Source organism: Nostoc sp. (assembly GCF_036916975.1).
Classification (GTDB): Bacteria; Cyanobacteriota; Cyanobacteriia; order Cyanobacteriales; family Nostocaceae; genus Nostoc.
The window spans coordinates 1-19,384 of sequence record NZ_JBALFF010000092.1 but is presented as its reverse complement, the minus strand read 5'-3'; the positions used below and the strand labels follow the sequence as shown (position 1 = coordinate 19,384).

At 41.4% G+C, this 19,384-nt stretch carries 12 protein-coding genes; 4 read left to right on the top strand and 8 right to left on the bottom strand.

Annotated features, from left to right (window positions below):
* Positions 1-203 precede the first annotated feature (203 nt).
* Both panD and V7K73_RS23075 read left to right on the top strand, forming a co-directional pair.
* On the top strand, positions 204-587 hold the full coding sequence (gene panD, locus V7K73_RS23080) for an aspartate 1-decarboxylase (RefSeq protein ID WP_334883393.1): 384 nt from the start codon (positions 204-206) through the stop codon (positions 585-587).
* Positions 588-598: 11 nt separating this feature from the next.
* Positions 599-1,501, top strand: a complete 903-nt coding sequence (locus tag V7K73_RS23075) for an MBL fold metallo-hydrolase (protein WP_334883391.1) — start codon at positions 599-601, stop codon at positions 1,499-1,501.
* A gap of 329 nt (positions 1,502-1,830) precedes the next feature.
* On the opposite strand, the gene V7K73_RS23070 is transcribed toward V7K73_RS23075, so the two are convergent.
* The 7 genes from V7K73_RS23070 to V7K73_RS23040 form a co-directional block, all read right to left on the bottom strand.
* Entirely contained in the window at positions 1,831-3,045 is a 1,215-nt protein-coding gene (locus V7K73_RS23070) for an HhoA/HhoB/HtrA family serine endopeptidase (RefSeq protein WP_334883389.1), read from the bottom strand.
* Positions 3,046-3,314: 269 nt separating this feature from the next.
* The gene (locus tag V7K73_RS23065) at positions 3,315-4,637 is read right to left on the bottom strand and encodes a D-alanyl-D-alanine carboxypeptidase (protein WP_334883388.1); all 1,323 of its coding nucleotides are present in this window, start codon (positions 4,635-4,637) and stop codon (positions 3,315-3,317) included.
* Positions 4,638-5,093: 456 nt separating this feature from the next.
* The gene (locus V7K73_RS23060) at positions 5,094-6,164 is read right to left on the bottom strand and encodes an LOG family protein (RefSeq protein ID WP_334883386.1); all 1,071 of its coding nucleotides are present in this window, start codon (positions 6,162-6,164) and stop codon (positions 5,094-5,096) included.
* A 235-nt stretch (positions 6,165-6,399) separates the two neighbouring features.
* A complete protein-coding gene (locus V7K73_RS23055) occupies positions 6,400-7,392 on the bottom strand; it encodes a glycoside hydrolase family 18 protein (protein WP_334883385.1) in 993 nt (330 codons plus the stop codon).
* A gap of 571 nt (positions 7,393-7,963) precedes the next feature.
* Entirely contained in the window at positions 7,964-8,506 is a 543-nt protein-coding gene (locus tag V7K73_RS23050; RefSeq protein ID WP_334883383.1) for a hypothetical protein, read from the bottom strand.
* Positions 8,507-8,723: 217 nt separating this feature from the next.
* Positions 8,724-9,782: a CHAT domain-containing protein gene (locus tag V7K73_RS23045; RefSeq protein WP_334883381.1), complete on the bottom strand. Its 1,059-nt coding sequence runs from the start codon at positions 9,780-9,782 to the stop codon at positions 8,724-8,726.
* A 444-nt stretch (positions 9,783-10,226) separates the two neighbouring features.
* Positions 10,227-11,996, bottom strand: a complete 1,770-nt coding sequence (locus V7K73_RS23040; RefSeq protein ID WP_334883380.1) for a pentapeptide repeat-containing protein — start codon at positions 11,994-11,996, stop codon at positions 10,227-10,229.
* Between the two features lie 675 nt (positions 11,997-12,671).
* Here V7K73_RS23040 and V7K73_RS23035 point away from each other — a divergent pair.
* A complete protein-coding gene (locus V7K73_RS23035; protein ID WP_334883378.1) occupies positions 12,672-15,674 on the top strand; it encodes a zinc-dependent metalloprotease in 3,003 nt (1,000 codons plus the stop codon).
* A gap of 819 nt (positions 15,675-16,493) precedes the next feature.
* Here the strand turns inward: V7K73_RS23035 and dnaA are convergent.
* A complete protein-coding gene (gene dnaA / locus V7K73_RS23030; RefSeq protein ID WP_334883397.1) occupies positions 16,494-17,873 on the bottom strand; it encodes a chromosomal replication initiator protein DnaA in 1,380 nt (459 codons plus the stop codon).
* Positions 17,874-18,036: 163 nt separating this feature from the next.
* Here dnaA and V7K73_RS23025 point away from each other — a divergent pair, with 163 nt between their 5' ends.
* Positions 18,037-19,278 carry an HhoA/HhoB/HtrA family serine endopeptidase gene (locus V7K73_RS23025; protein WP_334883395.1) on the top strand — a complete coding sequence of 414 codons (1,242 nt, stop codon included), beginning with the start codon at positions 18,037-18,039 and terminating at the stop codon, positions 19,276-19,278.
* Positions 19,279-19,384 lie beyond the last annotated feature (106 nt).

Sequence of the window (19,384 nt, the reverse complement as noted above, 5' to 3'; positions counted from 1 at the left end):
AACTCCTCACTCCTAACTTTCTAACTCCTCACTCCTAACTTTCTAACTCCTCACTCCTAACTTTCTAACTCCTCACTCCTAACTTTCTAACTCCTAACTCCTAACTCCTCACTCCTAACTTTCTAACTCCTCACTACTAACTCCACACTTTAATAACTTTCCTTTGTTACGGATTGTAAAATCTGCCACCAACCCAAACCCAAATGCAGCGCACTCTCCTTCTGGCAAAAATTCATAACTGCACCCTCACAGGGGCGAATATCAACTATGTGGGTAGTATCAGCATCGATGAAATGCTTTTAGAAAAAGCTGGCATTTTACCCTATGAGCAGGTGCAAGTAGTTAATAATGCCAACGGTCAGCGCTTTATTACTTATGCGATCCCGGCTCCAGCCGATTCAGGAATAATTGAGCTAAATGGGGGTGCGGCACGTCTAGGCATTATTGGCGATCGCTTGATTATAATGACTTACGGGCAGTTTAATCTAGAAGAGTTAAAAACTTACTCTCCTACGGTAGTCATTGTGGACGAAAAAAACAGGCTCTTAGAAGTCCGCCACTACGATGATCTGCTCAGTAAGGTCTAATTTCAAGGAAAATGTCAAATTTTGAGTTGTCGGATTCCCAGAGCTACATATCTGAAATGTCATCTACCCTGCCAAGTAGCCCCGCAGGTGAATTTCTCGTGCAATTTTGGGGTGTAAGAGGTTTGATTCCCACTCCAAGTAGCAATACCTGTCGTTATGGTGGTAATACCGCTTGTGTAGAAATACATGTAGCTGGGAAACGCTTGATTTTTGATGGCGGTACTGGCTTACGCATACTGGGTAAAACTTGGCAAGAAGTGCAACAGCCACTAGAAGCCCATTTATTTTTTACCAACTGCCAATCAAATAGAATTCAAGGGTTTCCCTTTTTTGCTCCCGCATTTATTGGGGAAAATTGCTTCCATATTTACGGCACAGCTGCATCAAATGGAGCCTCAATCAAACAATGTCTGTACGATCAGATGCTCCAGCCACACTTTCCTTACCCTTTACAGGTAATGCAGTCGGAATTGCAGTTTTACAATCTGACTCCAGAGAGTGACGTGAAGCTAGATGATGTCACCATTACAACTGCATTAATTAATCAAACTCAGCGGTCAGTTGGCTACCGAGTCAGTTGGAAAGAATATAGTGTTGCCTACGTCACGGATTTGCACCCGAATGCCGATCAAGTTGAGCGAGAGCGGATTTTAGAGTTTATTAAAGGCGTTGATTTGCTGATTGCCAATGCCACTTACACTCCCCCGACATCTCACAACCATGATTCTGCTGATTTACTCTGGCAAGCTGCGGCGAATGCGGCTCTAAATGCTAGCGTTAAACGGCTAGCTATTTCTCATCATCACCCAGATGACCATGATGATTTTCTTGACCAGGTTCAAGTCGATGTTAAATCTGTCTTTCCTCAAACAATACTAGCCCATGAAGGTCTAGCTTTAGCCGTTGGTAAGTGATTTCATTTCAACTCATTGGCACTTTTAAATCGGTGGTGCAGCCATGCGTGAGGACTTTGGTGAAGCTATTGTTTTGCTCGACATCGGGATGCACGATCAAGTTTATTAACTTTGTCGTTATATAACTAAGCGAATCTAATTTTGATACAAAACGTACTAAGCAATATTGCCTTCTAAGAGGATGTTTGTAAAGTCTACAGTTATATCAAGATCCCCCCTAGCCCCCGATAAATTGGGGGGAATAATCTTATCAAAATCCTCCAATTTATTGGAGGATTTAGGAGGATCTAAAGTTTTGGATACCTCAGCCACCACTTTTAAAACATCCTCTAAGAAGAAGCATTTTGCAACTCAGCTGTGCGGACTGAAAGCTGCTGTGTCTGATTACCCCGTTGTACTTTTAACTGTAATACTTGACCAAGACGACTGTCTTCCACAACGTTCTGCAATTGTTCAGCACTGGTAATAGCTTTACCATCAACTTGAAGAATTACATCCCCGCGCCGGATACCCGCAGATGCAGCTGGAGAATTGGGGACAACTCGCATGACAAAAACACCATTAATTTCTGGTATCTGAATCGGAGAATTGGGATCGGTATTATTTTGTTTGGCAAGATCGGGTGTCAAAGTTAGCATTTGCACACCCAAATAGGGATGAGCAACTTTGCCATCACGTTGCAATTGGGTGGCGATCGCTTTAGCTTTATCAATAGGAATGGCAAACCCAATACCCATCGCGTCAGGGCGAATGGCTGTGTTAATACCAATCACTTCACCTTGGCCATTCAATAGTGGCCCGCCAGAGTTACCAGGGTTAATAGCAGCGTCTGTCTGAATGAAATCTAAGCGTTTGTCACTAATGCCGACTTGGGCGCTAGAACGTTTCAGGGTACTGACAATTCCCAAGGTAACGGTATTATCAAATCCTAAAGGATTACCAACTGCGATCGCCCAGTCTCCTACTTGCACATTACTAGAAGAACCCAAGGGCGCGACTGGTAAATCGTTACCAGCGTTAATCTTGACTACTGCCAAATCTGTCACTTCATCAATACCTTGAACTTTCCCTTCAAAGGTGCGCCCATCTTTGAGTCGGACTGTTACTTTATCAGCTTTATCGACCACATGAGCATTAGTCATAACTAACCCGCTCTTGTCAATAATGAAACCTGAGCCTAAACCGCGTAATTGCTCAGAAGGTGGCATTTGTTGAGAGAAACCGTCACCAAAAAACCGCCGGAAAAAAGGGTCTTCCGAAAATGGATCAACGCGACGAGTAATTGTGCGCTCAGTATCAATGCGGACGACTGCTGTACCAACACGATTCACTGCTGCTGTGACAAAGCTACTGCTACCGATCGCACCACTGGCTGGTGATTGCCGTTGGACAGTCAGTTGTGAAGGATCAATTACTGGGGGTGCTGGTTCGGCTTGGGAGGGTAACACCTGCAATGTGCAAACGGTTAGCAGAACTCCTAACGCGATCGCTAAAACATGATTACTGAGTTGACGTAAAGACCTGGGTAATTTGAGAAATCGCATAATCACAACCTAATTTCTAAGCTTAATTGTTGCTTAGTCGTGACAAATCTATTTACAGTTATTTTTACTTTCAGGTTTCGCCTGCTTTCCCCAATAATCGGCTTAGGGCATTTTGCGAACTACCTGTACTCAACTTAATGGAAAATTTAACCTAAAAGCTATTATGGACATTTACCCTTTACAAGTTCGGTTTTTACCCATTAAGAAAACTTTTGCATTGCGAAGTAAGACGGGCTTACTCTCTGTTCTAACGGTGAACTATGGATGAACTAACTTTTATATAAAATTTCATTCCGACTGTCTGCGCCTAGCTGGGGTAAAGAGTTGATGGCTGAGTGGGGAGTGAGGGCAAGAGGAACGGTTAGAGGTAATTGTAATTGCTTCACAACACTTTGCAATAGCTGGTCTTGTCCAGTCCGCAAACCCCAGACATTTGTCCCCCGGTTAATAATAGCAAACCAAACCAAACCGCGATCGCGTGTGGGCATCACTCCCGCTAAGGCGCTGACATCGCGGAGAGTACCAGTTTTAATCACAGTAGCAAGGGGAATGTGTCTGGAGTGTACCGTCCCCCGATGATCAAATCCAGACATGGCGAACAAGTCAGCGAGATTCAGTTGATGGGCAGATGCTTCAACTTGAATAGCCATCAGCATGGCACAAACAGCCCTCGGTGAAATCCGATTTTCTGGACCCAATCCAGAACCATTGATTAACTGAATTTCAACTTGTGGCACTCTCGCAAGGTTAGCAGCAGTTGACTGCACTACAGCCGCTCCTCCCACTGAGTTTGCCAGCATCTCTGCCATATCGTTGTTACTGTAAATGTTCATTTCCTTAAGTAGTTGCTTCAAAGGCAATGAGCGATGACGCAGTAACAAAATCTGTCGGGGGTTTGGTTGCGCCTCAACTTTCACCCCACCAGCAATGACAACTTGAGGCTTGGGCGTTCCCTTGGGCATGATTGAGTGTGTATAAATAGCGGGGCGGCCCCAAGTCGCACTATTTAGTATTTGCTTGAGCATCACACCTGCTAGCATCGGCTGACGTTGGAAATTCATCGCAAAATTGCCATTAACGATCAAATTTCCCTTTACCTGCTTGATGCCCATTTTATTGAGAGTATTACCAAGAGTGATCGCTTCTTCGTAAACAAACATCGGATCGCCACCACCAGTAATCACCAAATCGCCTTGCAAAACCCCATTTACCACTGGGCCACTAGCACTGACTAAGGTATCAAATTGGTAGTTTGGCCCCCAGGTTTTTAAAGCAACTAATGAAGTAGCAATTTTGGTTAAAGAGGCGGCTGGCAGAGGTGTTGTACCTTGGTGATTTGCCATCAGCATCGGCCCCGACTGCATCCAAATTCCCTGACTCTGGGCTAGATTTTGCGCTATCAGTTTCGATGTTACTAGCTGTTTCAAATATTCCTGCACCGTAGTAGCACCAGTTGGATTAGGATCGGGGGCAAGAACTAAGCCAGGGCTACTTTGCCAAGTCAAAGCGTCTAAGGCATTTAGAGGTTTGAGTTGTACCCCGGCCATCTCTAGCCAGAGCGACACCAAACCTGAACCCAATAATTCCAGCATATTTTATTCCTCTGTTAGGATGTGAGACAGTGTTTACTGTGTTACTATACAAGCTTTTTTACAATAATCAGTATTGAGTCATAATAACTGCTGTTTGTCTCATCTGTAAGTAGGATGAATCATATTGTTTTTGCGGCTCCTTTTACAATGCCAAAATAACCCATTCCTCATGAAGATAGCCGCATGAGAATAAAAAATCTCTAGCTGAGGCAACGATCTGAATTAGTTATGAGAAAAATTTCTGGATAGGTATGAAGCGATCGCATCTCATTAAAATAATTCGTAATTCGTAATTGAATTAGTTAAGGATTCATACCCCGACTAATTATAGACCAGCGATTTGAGAATTTACTACACAACTCAAACCCGAAAATTACCTTAGCGCACCACAAAGCAGCCCGCGAATGTAATTACGAATTACGAATTACGAATTACGAATTACGAATTAGTTAATACCTACTTTCTTTCTGGATGCGCTGCATCCTCTGCTGAAGGAGTACCCATCTGGTTAATTGTGGCAATCATCTGATACAAGCGCCCCAAGTCGCGTTGATTGAAATACAAAATGAGTCGGGGTAGTTCAACAGTTTCATCTTGTGCTTCTTGGGGTAAAGCCTGACTTTTTTCAATCCGTCCTTGAATAATAATGTCACTGAAATTAGCATTAAGTTGCTCTACCTCAGCGTCTGATATATCTGTCTTCAGACGGATGACTAACTTACCAGCTACATATCGAGAGGAATGATAAACCTGGTAAAAACGTGTAATGGCATCACAAGCCACATCCAAGTTATCTGTCACCGTGTAAAGACTGGGGTCTTCAGGACTGACAAGACGATTTTGGACTAGTTGCTTATCAACATATTCGCTCCAACACCGCCAGTAATCACCACCAGGGCGATCGATTAAAACTAGAGGTACAGGGCCAAATTTACCAGTCTGGCTTAATGTCATGCATTCAAAAGCTTCATCTTGAGTGCCAAAGCCTCCCGGAAACAAGGCTACAGCATCACTTTCTTTCAGAAGAAACAGCTTGCGGGTAAAGAAATATTTGAAGTGAACTAGCTTGGGATCACCTTCTATAAAAGGGTTCGCTTCCTGTTCAAAGGGTAACTGAATGTTTAATCCAAAAGAATTTTCTCGCCCAGCCCCTTCATGACCAGCCTGCATGATTCCACCGCCACCGCCGGTCATCACCATAAATCCCAATTGAGAAACAGCACGACCAAACTCAACGGCCATTTGGTATTCTGGTGTATCTGGAGCTAGACGAGCAGAACCAAAGATGGTGACTTTGCGAACGTGTCGGTAATCATAGAAAAGCTCAAAACCGCGCTCCATATCTGCTAATGCAGCCGATAAAATTTTCCAATCGAGACGTTCAATTTCGCTATCAGCTAGACGAACAATAGTAGCAAGTGCTTGCTGAATAAATTGCCGATTTTTTAATGTCGGTAAGCAAGCGATCAATTCAGCGATATCCGCCTGTAAAGACTCTAATGTGTCAAACGACGCAGATGAGGTCATGAGAACTGCTGCAACAATGGCACTATATTTTACGTGAACTACTCACACTCTAGCAAGCGGGATATAGCTCTGTGATGTAGAGTTAGCATCAGAACTGGTTTTGAGCTAGTATTTAGTCATTACTAAAGCTAAAATCCCCATCTTTTAATATTGGAACTCGGAAGGTAGTGTTCATAACTCGAAAGATGGTGTTCAATACTTTTGCATAGTCGCGCGATCGGCTACTGAGTAGCTGCTACTGTACAGAGATTCCCATTTTCTGTGAGCTAAATAGTGGCTGCTGACAATTACAACGCAACAAAACTTGACAGGCTGTTTTTGCAATCATTTCAGCAGTTGGGTTATCGTCTGATGGTGTTCCCTCTGGTTGCTTTTGTAGGCTCCACAGCATCAGACCGGCAGCATTTTTCTTAATAACGACTTGTGCCAAATCACGAACTTTTGTCAGAGTGTAAACATTTCCACCCCAAGCTTCTGGCGGTACTTGCACTCCCATCACTACTTTGCCTTTGAAATAATTTTGATAAGCTGCTAAGGCTTCTTGCGGGTTGTAAGTGATCCCAGCATCATAGGACATAATATGTAGTTGGTCAATCATTTTACTTTCAGGTGAACGTAGCAAATTCACCGTCATACCTGTCTTCTCGCCTTGGGGTTGAGCATTTGCCCATTGTCCTTCACCGTAAGCACCAATACTCCATACCGCAGCTGTTACTAAATAATGCTTGGGCAGAACTTGGCGAATTTCTCTGACAACACTACGGAACTCTGCATCAGATGTACAGAAAACCTTACCATTTAATGATGAACACTGGACATTGGTAGGCTCATAATCAATATCAACACCATCAAATCCAAAATCTTTAACGATATTGGCAATTGCTTGAGGATTCATCTGAGCAAAATTTGTGTAAGTTTGTCCACCTACTGCCACTAATACTTTAGTTTTAGGGTTATGTTTTTTTAACAAGGTAATTGCATCTTTCACTACTTTGCCATCTGCGGCGAATTCTAACCCTGTTCCAGTAAAATTATAGTTACCTTTTGTATAAATTGCATCAGGCTTCATGAAAGACACAATTACTCTATTCACATAAGGAGCTATATTTGCTAGTTGAATCTGTTGTGGACTACTTGTCCATTGTTCTGACCAGCTCTGGTAGTAGCCAACAAAAGTTTTTTCGCTTTTTTTAGGATATGCTAAACCAATTTCCCCGGAGCTTGACAATATTAAAAAATAGACCGTGCTTAATAACAGAAATAAAAAATATCCTCCCTTCATTAAGAATGAATTTTTCTTGATTTTTAAAGAGACAAGTAATTGTGAAGTATTTTGGAAAATTTTTTGGGGTATAATCTGAAAGCTGATCATAGATAATTTAGTTATATTAGGTATATTAGGTTCAATCACGGACTTTGATAGCAACCAAAAAACGGGATAAGGCTGAAAAATAACTAGTAGTCTGTCACAGCAACTTTGCAGGGTAGACCGATAGAGAGATACAGAAGTAGGGAGATAAGAAAACAAATCAATTCTCTTATTATTACAAAGTAGGATGTGGGGTGTGGAGTGTAGAAAAAGAAGAAATAGAAAACTAAAGTTTCTTTCTTCTAGAGCCACGTTTAAAAAACAATTGTATCGAGATGCGCTTTTCCGTAATCCAAAGCGCGGAGCCGGAGTGTCTGGTCTTTTGCCCCTTGCTACAATCCCATGTTTTTAAACGTAGGCTTCCAAATCTGTAACCCAAACCTGCAACCCTTTGAACCTATTAACTTCGCAAAGTTACTATGATGTCTCTCTAGCTATTCTGCTTTTTGTGGGTCATTCCAGCGATTATTTCTATAACACCGCCAGCTAAGACACAAATGATTGCATAGCTAATGGGATAGCTAATTGTATCAGATGTGTTACGGTCGAAACTAGCTTCAAAAGTTGGAAGAAAAATTTGGCGAGTTGATGGTAATACAAACCAAGTTACAACAAAGGCTAGTGCTGCTAAGAAATTTTTATGCCATTTGCGACTCATGTGATTACTACAAAATAGACGACAGTATAAACCAACAAAAATCGCGCAAATAAATTCTGCCCACTTAGCAGATACTGTATAGTCTTTAATAATTGGATAGATGATATTGGGACTGATAAACATCACAGATAAACCGATAATAACACCGACGATAGAACCCTTCAAGGCTTGTTCAGACAACAGTTTAAAAAATCTAATTATATAATTTGTCTGAGTCTGATACAAATCACGTCCAGCTTGCCCAATTTGACCATTGTTATTAGTTTTATCAGTTTGGATATTTTGAGAATTATTGAATGGAGGTTTGTTCTTCATAATCTATCCTCATTATTATTTCGGTTCTGAAAAAATTTCTTGAGAGGATGTTTAAAAAGTTATTGACTAAAGAATTCGCTACTACGCAAAGAAGTTCACCTACGTGAAAAAATAAAAAATTAGGAGTTTCACAACCTAAGTAATCAAAATTTTATGTGTAGCGACAATTTCTCATCGCCAGAATACATTAAAATCAACTTTTAAAACATCATCTTAATTAAATTGAAACAAGACTTTTTGCCGTGATTCCTAACCAAGGAGCTAATTGTTTAGCAATTGGTTCTAACTTCTGCCAAAGTCCTTGACCTGCTCCTAAAGTTTCGTTAGCTTCTTTTAAAGCTTGAGTCGCTTTTTGTAAACTTTTTGCCGCAGTATTTTTGTCTGGTTGTTCTTCTTGAACTGCGTCCTTTGCGTAGTCTATATGTTTCAGGACTAGTTTCTTTTGCTTGTCGGGTAAATCTGAATAACTAAATAAAGATTGAATTTTTTCTATAAGTTCAAGAACCTCTCTGAGAGATAATTGTTCCTCCACAGTCCCCTGATAATTGTACTGATTTTGATTTAGGTCACGACCAGATTGCCCCAATTGTCCTGAAATAGTACCACCATTAAAAACAATTGATTGCGGAGGGTTTTCTTGTGGCATAGTTAGAGGTAATTTAGTTTCAATTTTTGACTCTTTATGTTCTTTGATATTGTCTTCAATATGAAAATAAGACCGCCGTCTTGCTTTAAGCTGTGGCGTTGAATATTCTGGAATACCCTGTAAGTCAATAGAAGCACGACCAAATTCAAAACATTCTTCATAAGGTCTGCCAGCAAACAGCGCATCATAAAATCCAATAGTAAACTCAATAGCTGCGACATCCCCAATCACCTGATTCATGCCCACCACATAATCAATGTGTTGATGAATTGCCTCCGCTTGGACTTGTGAATAACAGGCATTCAGTAAAACACACTCTATTTGGCTCTGAAAGAACGCAAATAACCTTGCTAAAGATTCTGTACTTACTAGTTGCATTTGCCCATCATTATTTTCCAAGGCTAAACCTTCAGTTCCAGAACCATGCCCCGAAAAATGAACAATAATTGGTTTATGTTCTAACAAAGCACGACGCAGGTCTTCAACTCGCACTGCAAGAAACGTAACAATTTGAAACTGTTCTCGATTTTGGGATTGTTTTAGAGCCGCCTGAATTCCCCGCACCTCTTCATCTAGGCGTAAATGATCTGTGTTTTTTGGATTTGCTGATAAAATTAAAATTTTTTTCATGTTGATACTTGTTGTTTACAATACTTAATATCAAAAAATCAAATCAACTTCCCTAGAAACGCATTACGTATTTAACAAAGTATGTTCAGTTTAATTCCCCTGCCTAATCACGGCAGCAGATTTTGTGTCGGGGTCTAAATCCCCGTCAGAAAACGGAAAAAGCGAATTGTGAGTTGGTTTAAGGGATGTCTCAAAAGTTGTAAATAAGAGATTTTAATCACGCGAGTTGCTGGAGTACCATTAACCGAACACGCTAGAAAGTAAAACTACAATTCGCTTAATTTTAATCTTCATTTTGAAAAGAAGATATTCCAGAATTTTACAGAAATTTATTTTTTTAAGGAGTCGCTATAGCAGCAAAGGGCGCATACTCCTACAGAGAAGCAAGCTACGCAAGGGTCTCGTATAGAAGGACGCAAAGAGTAAAAATGTCACCGCGTCCCCTCAATTCAATCCCAATTCTTCTTTCAACGCTTCCGGCACATTAACTGCTGTCTCTAATCCCCGCACATCTTCCCATTGCTGCTTTTTACCCCAGGTCATTTTTTCCATATTGGCGTCGCTGAGGTCAGCACCACCGAGAATGGCGTAACTTAGGTTACTGTGGCTGAGATTGGCACCATTGAGGATAGCACCACTGAGGTTACTGCCACTGAGGTTAGCACTGTTAAGGTTGGCATAGCTGAAGTCTGTACCGAAAAGGATAGCGTCGGTGAGGTCAGCACCAGTGAGGTCGGCTTCGCTAAGAATCACCCCACTGAGGTCAGCTTCGTTGAGGATTACCCGACTCAGGTCTACACCACTGAGGTCTGCGCCTAAGAACATTGCACCGTTGAGTCTGGCGTTGTTAAGCTTGGCACCGTTAAGTTTGGCATAGCTGAGGTCAGCAGCGATGAGAATGGCATCACTAAGGTTAGTACTGAAAAGAATTGTGTCACTAAGGTTAGTACCGTTGAGGATGGCGTGACTCAAATCAGCACCACTGAGGTCAGCACGACAGAGGTCAGCATGGTTAAGGTTGGTGCTGCCAAGGTTGGCTTCACTTAGATTTGCACCGAAAAGGATGGCATTACTTAGGTCGGCATGGCTAAAGTTACTGCTGCTGAGGTCGGCGCGATTGAGGTCGGCGCGGCTAAGGTCGGCGCGGCTGAGGTCGGCGCTGCTGAGGTCGGCGCGGTTGAGGTCGGCGCGGCTAAGGTTGGCACAGCTTAGGTTTGCACCACTAAGGTTGGTACTGCTGAGGTCAGCACCACTGAGGTTTGCACCACTGAGGTTGGCACCACTGAGGTTGGCATCGCCGAGGTTTGCACCGCTAAGGTTGGCATCACTGAAGTTTACGCCAGTTAAGTTGGCATCGCCGAGATAAGCTTGGCCTAGGTCAGCACCCCTAAAGTCTGCCCCAGTGAGGTTAGCATCGCCCAGGTAAGCACCCTTAAAGTTACCGCCTCTAAGAAATTGCCCAACTATACTGCTAAAATTGCCAATTTCTAGGGCATTGCTATAGTTGATGATCCGCAGCAGTTGGGATGTGAAAAAATTGTCTGTGTCTGGTTGAGCAGATGGATAGAAGGTAATTTTTTGTTTGAGTTCATCTTGCTCTTGGGCGTAGCGGTGTAACTCTAACAGTAAAATTAATACGTTTAGCCCTGTATATATGTCAACCTGTCTCAGCCCGATCGCAATATTTTGCGCCCTCAATTTTAACATTGTTTTCTGAGGTAGGTTATCATCTGGTGTCGCATCGATAAATTCTCCCTGACACCAGCGATGATAAAAATCTTCTAGCCGCCAAAAAAGCAGTTCTGGGCGAATTTTTTGACCAGTCACAACCAATTCCATTACTTGGTTAACTATTTCTGGTTTTAGCGCTCCATTGCCCAGTAAATCATAAATCTCTTCATGCATCTGGCGATCGCACACTCTAAAAGAGAACCCAGAAGCTAGTGTTGCTGATGTCTGATTACCGATTTTAGAAGTCAAACCGCCCTTTGGTATTGCCCATTTTTCTAAGCTTTCTTGCAGTCTTTTACACCATAAATCTTCCTGGAAATTATCTTGACCAAATTTAACGCTTTTATATGGTTCTTTAATACTTTTTTCTAGAGGTAAAACTACTTCGGTTTTTACAGATGTGGTCTTTGGCATCTCTTCTAACCTTATATCCCTCACATAATTTCTCAGCAGTTGCCAAACTTGAGATAAATATGTTGACATTTCTGTGTCCGTTGTTACATTTAAATTACTGTTTTGATAATTCTGAATTAAAAATTTATTTATGGTAGTTTGCTTGCCATTGCCAAAATTTAATAGTATCAATAAATACTACACGAAAAATATCATGGGTTGGCGATATCTTCGATGGGTTATACCAACGGTGTTCCTGGAGGACGGCTTCTCGCTAACCCGTAGTCAGATCAAGTTTCTTCTGCTGATGCAAATCAAGTATCATTAGAAAAATTCTTTCAAAAATCAAGTAATTTTCCACCTTTGGCTAATTTGTTATACTTTTTTACCTAAGAAGATATTTACTAGTCTGATGTAAAAATAATACTTACTCTTTGTGAGAGTTGCAATTGTTAGGAAAAATCCTACTGTAAATAGAGTGGCGTAAATAATTATAGGTTCGTAGTCAGGACTTTAGTCCTCAAATAAAGACTAAAGTCCTGACTACGAAGTAATTTCAATATTTTTTACATTACTTAACTTAGTTAATTTATTCTCGCCTACTTACTTACAGCAGCGTGAATATTGCGGAAAAAAGGCAACTTAAATTGAAGTCTAAAGTTTGCTGCTCGATCTAAAGCATCTAAGAGAATCGACAAAAAGCAAGCTACATAGCTTTGCAAAAGTTAACAATTAACTACGGAATAACTATCGGGGATACAGCGGATGAAGAACAGTTTAACTTTTTATATGATTTTGTTACATGGTTTGTTTTTAGGAATAGCAACGGCTAGCGCCAAGTCACCATCTGTTGACATTGATCCATTGTCAGCCAACCAGAAGGCTGTACAGGTTGGAGAAACCTTAGTTACAGCCAGAAGTGGAGAAAAATCCAATAGTCAGTTAACAAGAGAAACTTCTTCAATAACCTCAGCATTATCGCTAAATAATCTCAATATTTCTCACAAACAGAGGCTACCGTCAGGACAAGTTTGGGTAGTTAATCAAAATAAACAGGCACAGCCTAAACCATTTATTTGGGTAGTAAAAGACCTTAAAAAAGCAGGACAACAACCATTTTTGCAAGTTGCAAAACCCGCAGAAAAGCCTAAACCTAGCAAAACACCAACAAAGGATGATTTAGAGCCATTTGATGAAGTCATCAAAGACACTCAAAAGTCAGGGGGATTGTTCACCTTATATCGTAATAAAGAAAAGAATAAAATTTATTTAGAAATTAAGCCAGAGCAACTCAATAAAAATTATTTAGCTACAGCAACCCTAGAATCGGGTATTGGCGAACGGGGTATTTATAGTGGTATGCCTCTGCAAGATTTTTTGTTTTATTTCCAACGGGTAGATGATAAATTAAACTTTGTGATCCGCAATGTTAATTTTCGTACTCGGGAGGGAGATCCGCAGGTGCGATCGCTAACCCGGTCTTTTAGTGATTCTGTTCTCTACAGCATTCCTCTTAAAAGCATTCATCCACAACGCAAAACTATTCTGATCGACTTGGGAGATTTGTTACTGACAGACTTAGGTGGATTATCTGCAAGTTTAGGAGTCCCAGCAACCACAGATCAATCTTATTTTGGTACTGCCAAAGCTTTCCCCCAAAACTTAGAAATTGAGTCAGTTTTAAATTTTTCTGGTGGCGGTGACCATAACAGTGAAGTAGCAAGCTTTGCGTCGCTAGCTGACAACCGTGGTTATACCCTGCGCGTCCACTATAGTCTCTCTCAACTACCTGATAAAGATTATCGTCCACGCCTTGCTGACGATCGCATCGGTTATTTCATCACCGCCTACCAAGATTTATCCAAAGATGATCGCGGCGATTCTTTTGTCCGCTACATCAATCGCTGGAATTTGGAAAAAAAAGACCCGAAAGCAGCAATTTCTCCACCCAAAAAACCGATTGTCTTTTGGATTGATAACGCTGTGCCTTTAGAGTACCGCGATGCTATCAAAGAAGGCGTTTTAATGTGGAACAAAGCCTTTCTCCAAGCTGGATTCAAGGATGCAATCGAAGTCCGCCAAATGCCGGATGATGCCACATGGGACCCAGCAGATATTCGCTACAACACGATTCGCTGGATCAACACAGTCGATGGTTATTTTGCAATGGGGCCATCTCGCGTTAACCCATTGACTGGGGAAATTTTGGATGCAGATATTCTCGTAGATGCTAGCTTTGTGCGGGCGCTTAAGAGTGACTATCATAAAATCGTCCAACCTAGCCAAACTGAAAATCGCACTACTCTATCAGCCTTGATGCAAAATCGTCTACTTTGCACCAATGGTTTAGATGCAAAAAATAATGATAAGCCCCAGCAGACGCAAACACAACAAGGGTTGTTAAATCGTTTATCGAAAATGGCAGGCGAGTACGATTTATGCTATGGGATGGAAGCTGCTAATCAGTTTGCCTTTGGTTCACTGGCAATGTCACTGCTGCCAGATACCATGGCCACTCCAGATCAGGTGAAAGAATATATCAATCAATATTTACGTTTAATTATCGCTCACGAAGTTGGACATACTCTTGGTTTACGCCATAACTTCCGTGGTAGTACACTGCTACCACCCGACGAGATGAATAATACCGAAATTACCAAAACTAAAGGTTTGACAACTTCGGTGATGGATTATATTCCCCCCAATATCGCTCCTCAAGGCACAAAGCAGGGAGATTATTTTCCCAATATGGTAGGGCCTTATGATGAATGGGCGATTAAATATGGCTACATGCCAATTCAAACCTCAACTCCGATCGCAGAAAAGCCAATTTTGTCAGAAATTGCTGCACAATCCTATAAACCAGAGTTGAGTTATTCCACAGACGAAGATATGTATGACCTTGACCCAACTTCTGACGCTTGGGATAACAGTGGCAATGTCTTGCTTTATTCCCAGTGGCAATTGAATAATGCGCGGGTGATGTGGCAACGTCTCGATAAGCGTTACCCAATAGCTGGTGATAGTTACAGCGATGTGAGCGAACGTTTTAGCACAGTATTGAATAACTATTTTCAGCAAATATATTACACTACAAAATATATTGGGGGGCAATCTTTTTATCGTATCCACCCTAGCGAAATCCCATCTGGAGTTAGCCAACACCGATTACCATTTGAACCAGTACCAGTTGAAGAACAACGACAGGCTTTAGAAACACTACAAAAATATGTATTTGCAGAAGATGCCTTCAGCTTTTCACCAGAACTACTGAATAAATTAGCACCTTCTCGTTGGCTACATTGGGGTAGTTCTCCCCAAGTTGGTCGTTTGGATTTTCCAATTCATGACTTGGTGCTATTCATGCAGGGTTCTGTGTTGCGGGATTTACTCTCAGGCGATCGCCTCTCTCGTCTTAAGGATATTGAACTGAAAACGAAGCCAGAAAATGCACTGTCTCTGCCGGAATTATTTGACACCTTGCAATCAGATATCTGGACAGAAGTAATCAAACCAAAAGGTAAACCAATGAAGATTGGTAGTTTGCGGCGAGGCTTACAACGGCAATACCTGGATATTTTGACTGCTATGGTGTTGCGAAAAGAATATGTCCCAGAAGATGCTCGGACTTTAGCATGGTATAAACTCAAACAATTGGATGAGAAACTCAAGGGGGTTAATTCAGATGATGAATACACCAAAGCGCACTTATTAGAAACACGCGATCGGATCGAGAAAGTCTTAAATGCTCCGTTACAAGGGAATTAAACATAAGAAAAAACCTCACCCTGCCTCCGGCTTCCCTCTCCAAAGTATCGGAGAGGGATTGAGGGTGAGGTTTTATATTTAATTTGACCCATTTATATCATGTCCGCATAATTAGTTATGATTCCCACAGTCATTGCACCCCACACGCCAGATGCTCCACTTGGGGAGACCCCAAGTGGAGCACTGGCTCCCCTTAATCCCCTCCCCGCTTGCGGGGAGGGGAGACAAAGCGTAGCTTTGGCGGGGTGGGGTTCTTCGGATTTAGTAAGTAATCAAGCGGACATGATATTACTTAGATGTTTTTTAGCTTATTAACCCTCTTTTGTCACTCTCGGAAAACAATAATTTCAGCCAAATTCTGAGACTTTGATTTAATACAGGTTTGAGGCTTTATTTTCTAACAGAAACTAAAATTTATAGACAAAAGGTAGAAATTAAAGCCCTGTAACCGTTTGAGCGATTGGATTCTCCCAAAGTGACAAAAGAGGGTTAAGGTCTAAAACGACTTCCATTTGCTGACTTGACCGAGGCTCTAGAAAATTCTACAATTTCTGTTGAAGTCATACATTAGGCAAGTTTGCCTTGTGGAAAACTTGTGGAAAAAGTTAAATATTTTTCCACAAGGTAATTATACTTAATTAAGTTTTACTAGGAAAATCTCAATTTTTCCCCAACATTTTCCACAAAAAGTAAGGTTTTTCCACAATTTAAGTTAAATTTAATCAATTTTTATACGTTACTTAATATTCTTTCCTTAATTGATTCAGCCATCAATGCTAGTTATCGGGGTGTTGGTTGTGGAAAACTTAAAATACATCTTCAGGATGATTTTTGAGAACGGCTAGTTATATTGATGCGATCGCTTAGTTGGCGGATTGTTTGTGCTAAAGTGCGATCGCTCTGGTGGAGTTGAGTAATTTTATCGCAACTATAGATTACCGTTGTATGGTCTTTACCACCAAACTCCTCACCAATTCTCGGCAAACTCAGAGACGTATGTTGGCGCATGAGATACATTCCAATTTGACGCGCCCAGCTAATCTCTCTGCGTCGTGAGTTACTTTTGAGATCGTCTATTGAAACATCAAAATTATCCGCCACAACCTTTAAAATTGCTTCTGGGGTAGCTGCCATTTTTTCGTTAGGCGGTTCTAAAACTGGTGTGATATTTTCTACCGTCATCGGTAAGCCCCAAATAGAAATATAAGCCACCGCCCGAATTAAAGCTCCTTCTAATTCTCGAATATTAGAAGTATAGTTAGAAGCAATATACTCAATCACATCGCGGGGAAGACTAATATTTTCATCCTCGGCTTTTTTTTGCAAAATTGCCATTCTCGTTTCTAAATCCGGCTTTTGGATATCTGCGATTAACCCCATAGAAAACCGAGAACAAAGCCGTTCTTGTAAACTAGGAATCTGGTTAGGAGGACGATCGGAAGCAATGACAACTTGTTTACCAGCTTCATGTAAAGTATTAAAAGTATAAAAGAATTCTTCTTGGGTGTATTCCTTCCCTTCAAGAAACTGAATATCATCAACTAATAAAACATCGGCGGCTCGATAATGCTCTCGAAAACTTTGCATACTATCTTTACGAATCGCTGTAATTAAATCATTAGTAAACTGCTCAGTCGAAACATAAAATATTTTACAATTAGGCGAAATTTCCCAGCGATAATGACCAATAGCTTGCATCAGATGAGTTTTACCTAAACCTACGCCACCGCATAAAAATAAAGGATTAAACTCTTTACCTGGAGATTCTGCAACAGCCAAAGAAGCAGCGTGAGCCATCCGATTGTTAGCACCAACTACAAATCGTGAAAAGACATATTTAGAGTTTAATTGAGTACTTTTTTGATTGTGGTGAGGAACAGCTTCGCAAATAATGTTGGGTGGTGATTGCCAAGAAACCTTTTGTTCAGTCAAATGAGAAACTTCATCACCTTGAGCAACAGTAATGTAAATTCCTACGGGATGACCGAGAATATCTTGTACTACATGAGCAATGGTATTAATGTAATACTTCTGTAACCAATTACGAGCAAATGGATTAGGAGTACGGATTACCAAACAATTATTTTCTAATCGCTCCGCACTAGCAGTTTTAATCCAAGTTTCAAAGGTAGTCCGGGATAGTTCAAGCTGTAGGCGCTCTAATACCTGACTCCACAGACTTTCTATGGGAATTTCCATCATCCACCACCTTTGCTGCTAACTGTCACAATAGAAGAGAAAGCACTAATTTAGCATCCATACACGCTAGACCTACAATAAGCTTTTAAGTTGTAATCATTTTGGGACATACTCGCTAGACAAGATCCTAACACCAGTGATTGATATGGAGAAGCAACGACACATGAAGACAACAAACCATGATTTAGCGCCCAAAAAGATTAATACTAGGGGTTTACCTCACAGATTATGGATGCTCTCGTATGGGGTAGCAGTGGTGTTCTTGGGTAGCTGCTCTGTTCTACCTGCTAAAACCTTTGAGACACGACAAAGCGAGACTCAAGTCCAAAAGACAATAGAAACCAATCCGGTAATTGCCCCCTTGCCAATTATCTCTTCGTCTGGAGATCCTAATTTTGTGGTAAAAGTAGTGCAACAGGTGGGGTCTGCGGTAGTTCGCATTGATTCTTCCCGAACAATCACTTCTCGCGTACCAGACGAATTTAACGATCCATTTTTTCGACGGTTTTTTGGAAATAATGCGCCACAGCCTAAACAACAGATAGAGCGGGGTAGCGGCTCTGGATTTATCATTAATTCTTCAGGTCAAATTGTGACCAATTCTCATGTGGTAGATGGTGCTGATAGAGTAACTGTCACACTCAAAGATGGCCGGACTTTTGACGGGAAAGTGTTGGGTGAAGATCCCGTAACTGATGTGGCTACGATCAAAATTAATGCTAATAATGTGCCAACTCTATCTGTGGGTAACTCCGATGCCTTGCAACCAGGAGAAGCAGTAATCGCCATTGGTAACCCGTTAGGCTTGAATAATACCGTTACTTCTGGGATTATTAGTGCTACAGGTCGTTCTAGTAGCGACATCGGTGCTAGCGACAAGCGGGTTGATTACATCCAAACGGATGCTGCGATTAACCCTGGTAATTCTGGTGGACCATTGCTAAATACTCGTGGCCAGGTAATTGCCATGAATACAGCTATTATCCGAGGCGCTCAAGGTTTGGGATTTGCTATCCCCATAAACACTGTGCAAAGAATTGCCCAAGAATTAATTGCTAACGGGAAGGTGGATCACCCTTATTTGGGTGTTCAGATGGTGACGCTGACACCAGAAATTAAAGAAAAAATAAAAAATACAGCAGGCGATCGCTTAAATTTACAAGCAGATGACGGCGTTTTGCTAGTTGATATCGTCCCGCGATCGCCTGCATCTACAGCTGGACTCCGAGTCGGTGATGTGATTAAAACCATTAATAACCAGCGTGTTACTAAAATTGAAGATGTCCAAAAGCTAGTAGAAAATAGCAAAATCGGCGCTAAATTACCAATAGAAGTAGAACGCAATGGCCAAACTCTCCAACTAGGAGTCCAACCTGCTCCTTTACCCATGAGAGGTGAAGGATGATTTGAGGAGTTGGGAGTTAGGAGTTAGGAGTTAGGAGTTAGGAGTTAGGAGTTGGGAGTTGGGAGTTGGGAGTTGGGAGTTGGGAGTTGGGAGTTGGGAGTTGGGA